1 protein-coding gene and 2 pseudogenes are annotated in these 3,846 nt (G+C 61.5%); 2 read left to right on the forward strand and 1 reads right to left on the reverse strand.

Translation table 11 applies throughout. The features are described 5' to 3' along the window. The first annotated feature begins 202 nt into the window (after positions 1–202). Positions 203–2,385 (forward strand): annotated as a pseudogene (gene yccS, locus IQK56_RS29040) (YccS family putative transporter). A gap of 4 nt (positions 2,386–2,389) precedes the next feature. Here the strand turns inward: yccS and IQK56_RS29045 are convergent. Then, complete coding sequence (locus IQK56_RS29045) at positions 2,390–3,127, reverse strand: substrate-binding periplasmic protein (RefSeq protein ID WP_150674373.1); 738 nt, start codon at positions 3,125–3,127, stop codon at positions 2,390–2,392. Positions 3,128–3,328: 201 nt separating this feature from the next. Here IQK56_RS29045 and IQK56_RS29050 point away from each other — a divergent pair. After that, positions 3,329–3,775 (forward strand): annotated as a pseudogene (locus IQK56_RS29050) (GNAT family N-acetyltransferase); the annotation flags it as partial. Between the last annotated feature and the right edge of the window lie 71 nt (positions 3,776–3,846).

Below are 3,846 nucleotides of genomic sequence, written 5' to 3' on the forward strand. Positions count from 1 at the left end.
CCCCCGATGGCGGTGGATCAGCTTGCACATGCAGTGGCTGACACACTGCTATCGGGGGCAAGCCCCCTCCCACATTGACTGCATTCCATATTGAGCATGGGTGTGTCCGGGAATAATTTGCTGTTGGATGTGATCACCACCCTTGCCGTGGCGTCCTTGATAGCTCAATTTAACGGCATCGTCCCGGAAGACTCACGACTTCATGTCATCGACCTCGTTCAAGCAGTCCATGCGGCGCCTGTGGGCCCTGGATAAATTCAGCTACAGCATTCGGGTATTCATCGCCCTCACCGGCAGCATGGCGCTGTGCTGGTACCAGGATGAAATGACGCTGCTGATCCCGCTCTTCCTGGGGATCATCGCCAGCGCCCTGGCCGAGACCGACGACAGTTGGCAAGGCCGCCTCAACGCCCTGGCGGTGACTCTGGTGTGTTTCAGCATCGCCGCGCTGTCGGTGGAGTTGCTGTTCCCTTATCCCTGGGTTTTCGCTATCTCCCTGGCCCTGGCGACGTTCGGCCTGACCATGCTCGGTGCCCTGGGCGAACGCTATGGGGCGATTGCGTCGGCCACCTTGATTTTGTCGGTCTACACCATGATCGGCGTGGACCAGCGCGGCGGCGCCGTCAGTGATTTCTGGCATGAGCCATTGCTGCTGGTGGCCGGTGCGGCCTGGTACGGTGCGTTGTCGGTGCTGTGGCAGGCGCTGTTTTCCAACCAGCCGGTGCAGCAGAGCCTGGCGCGGTTGTTCCGCGAGTTGGGGCGCTACCTCAAGCTCAAGTCGTCGCTGTTTGAGCCGGTCCGCCAGCTGGATGTGGAAGCGCGCCGCCTGGAACTGGCCCAGCAAAATGGCCGGGTGGTGGCCGCGCTGAATGCGGCGAAGGAAATCATCCTGCACCGCGTGGGCAATGGCCGACCGGGGTCGAAGGTCAGCCGCTACCTCAAGCTGTATTTCCTGGCCCAGGACATCCACGAGCGCGCCAGTTCCTCCCACTATCCCTACAACGCCCTCGCCGATGCGTTCTTCCACAGTGACGTGCTGTTCCGCTGCCAACGTCTGCTGCGCCAGCAAGGCAAGGCCTGCCAGGCCCTGGCCGAGTCGATCCAACTGCGCCAACCGTTCATATATGACGACAGCTTCGCCGAAGCCCTCAGCGACCTGAATGCCTCCCTGGAACACCTGCGCATCCAGAGCAACCCGGCCTGGCGCGGCCTGCTGCGTTCGTTGCGTGCCCTGGCGGCCAACCTGTCCACCCTTGACCGCCTGCTGGGCGACGCAAGCAACCCGGACGCCCTGGCGACGCCACCGACAGCAACCTGCTGGACCGTGCGCCGCGCAACCTCAGGGAAATGTGGACACGCCTGCGCACGCAACTCACGCCGACGTCGCTGCTGTTTCGCCACGCCTTGCGCCTGTCCCTGGCATTGACCATCGGCTACGGCACCTTGCACGCCATCCATGCTTCCCAGGGTTACTGGATCATCCTCACCACCCTGTTTGTGTGCCAGCCCAACTACGGCGCCACGCGGCGCAAGCTCGGCCAGCGGATCATCGGCACCGCCATCGGCCTTACCGTGGCCTGGGCGCTGTTCGACCTGTTCCCCAACCCCCTGGTGCAGTCGATGTTCGCCATCGCCGCCGGCCTGGTGTTCTTTATCAACCGCACCACCCGCTACACCCTGGCCACGGCAGCGATCACCTTGATGGTGCTGTTCTGCTTCAACCAGGTGGGGGACGGCTACGGGCTGTTCCTGCCAAGGCTGTTCGATACCTTGCTCGGCAGCTTGATCGCGGGCCTGGCGGTATTCCTGTTCCTGCCCGACTGGCAAGGCCGCCGACTGAACAAAGTGCTGGCCAATACCCTGACGTGCAACAGCATCTACCTGCGCCAGATCATGCAGCAATACGCTGCCGGCAAAAGCGACGACCTGGCCTACCGCCTGGCCCGCCGCAACGCGCACAACGCCGACGCGGCGCTGTCGACCACCCTCGCCAATATGCTGATGGAACCGGGGCATTTCCGTAAGGAGGCGGACGTGGGGTTCCGTTTCCTGGTGTTGTCCCACACCTTGCTCAGTTACCTGTCAGGGCTCGGTGCACACCGTGATACGCAATTGCCGGCCGAAGTGCGCGAGCATCTCATCGACGGCGCGGGCAAATCACTCGCGGAGAGCATTGATGAAATCGCGACAGGATTGGCCAACAAGCAGCCAATTGCGATCCAGAGCGACGCCGAGGAAGCGCTGGCGGCGGACCTGGAGCAGATGCCGGATGAGATTGATGAAGGGCAGCGGTTGGTGCAGACGCAGCTGGCGTTGATATGCCGGCAGTTGGGGCCGTTGCGCACGCTGGCGGCGCATTTGATCAAGGACACCAGCGCAGCTTAGGCCGCTACATTCCATGGGCCTTCATCAACCGCGCATAACTGCCATCAGCCTTCATCTTGGCAATCTCGCGATCAAAGCTCGCGACAATCTGCTCATGCTCTGGGTTCTTCAGGCTCACCAGGATATGCAGGCTGTTTTCACTCAGCGGCTGGGGCAGGAACTCCACCGAATTGCGCACCCGCGCCGATTCCCGTGACAGGTAAAAGCGCGCCACATATTCATCCTCCACCGTCAGCCGCACGCGCTGCGCCGCCAGCATCCGCACGGCCATGGCAAAGTTATGCACAGGGACTTTCTGCAACTGCGCATCGCCATCGAACGCCGCCGAATACGCATAACCGCGTACCACGGCGATGGGATAGTCGTGCAGTTGCGCCAGGTTCTGGTACTCGATGGGATCGTCACGGCGCTTGATAAAACGCACGCGGTTGAGCAGGTATTCGCCGGAGAACTGCCCCAATTGCGTACGGGCGTCGTCGTACCAGGCGTTGATCAGCACGTCATAGCGCCCGTCACCCACGCCCATCAGCGCACGGGCCCAAGGCACCTGCTCGAAATCACTGGCATAGCCGGCGCGGGCCAGGGCCGTGCTGACAATATCGGTGGCCAAGCCACCGTTGATCAGCGTGGCATCGGTAAAGGGCGGCCAGGCATCCGCGACCAGACGCAGGCGCTGTGCACATGCAGGCGTCGCCAGCAACAACACTCCCATCAAAGCAACGGCACGAGACAATCGCGGCATGCTCAAAATCCTTGGCGGACAGGCGGTGGCCTTAGCTCAGGCTGCGCCTGAGGTTCTAACATTAGCTCAGATTACACAAAGAAACGGCCGGCGAATGCACTCAATGATGGCAAATTGATTTCACTCACAAAAATAGTTGATTTAGACACCACCGCCCGCCGCGCTTACTATCCAGAACAGACATTTACGTGAGAACACACCATGACAGTCGATTGGGTCTGCAAACATCACACTGACCTGGGCAAGGAGCAGCTGTACGCCATCCTGCGCCTGCGCGGCGAGGTCTTCGTTGTCGAGCAGAAGTGCGTTTATCAAGACATCGACGGGCAAGACCTGGCGGGCGACACCCACCACCTGATGGCCTGGAAAGACGATGAACTGGTGGCCTACCTGCGCCTGCTGGATCCAGAGTCCCAAGGCGGCGATGTGGTGATCGGCCGGGTGATCGTCGCGCCGGTGGCACGGGGGACCGGGCTGGGGCACGCGATGATGGAAGAAACGCTCAAGCAGATTGACGAGATCTGGCCAGAGACGCCGATCTTTCTGTCAGCCCAGGCACATCTGCAGGGGTATTACGGGCGGTATGGGTTTGTGGTGGCGGGTGAGGAATACCTTGAGGATGATATTCCACATATTGGTATGCGCCGGGGTTTGAGGGCCTCATGGCAAGCCCCCCTCCACATGTGGGAGGGCTCGCCCCCGATGGCGTCAGCCGAAAC

It is taken from the genome of Pseudomonas cyclaminis (assembly GCF_015163715.1).
Taxonomy (GTDB): domain Bacteria; phylum Pseudomonadota; class Gammaproteobacteria; order Pseudomonadales; family Pseudomonadaceae; genus Aquipseudomonas; species Aquipseudomonas cyclaminis.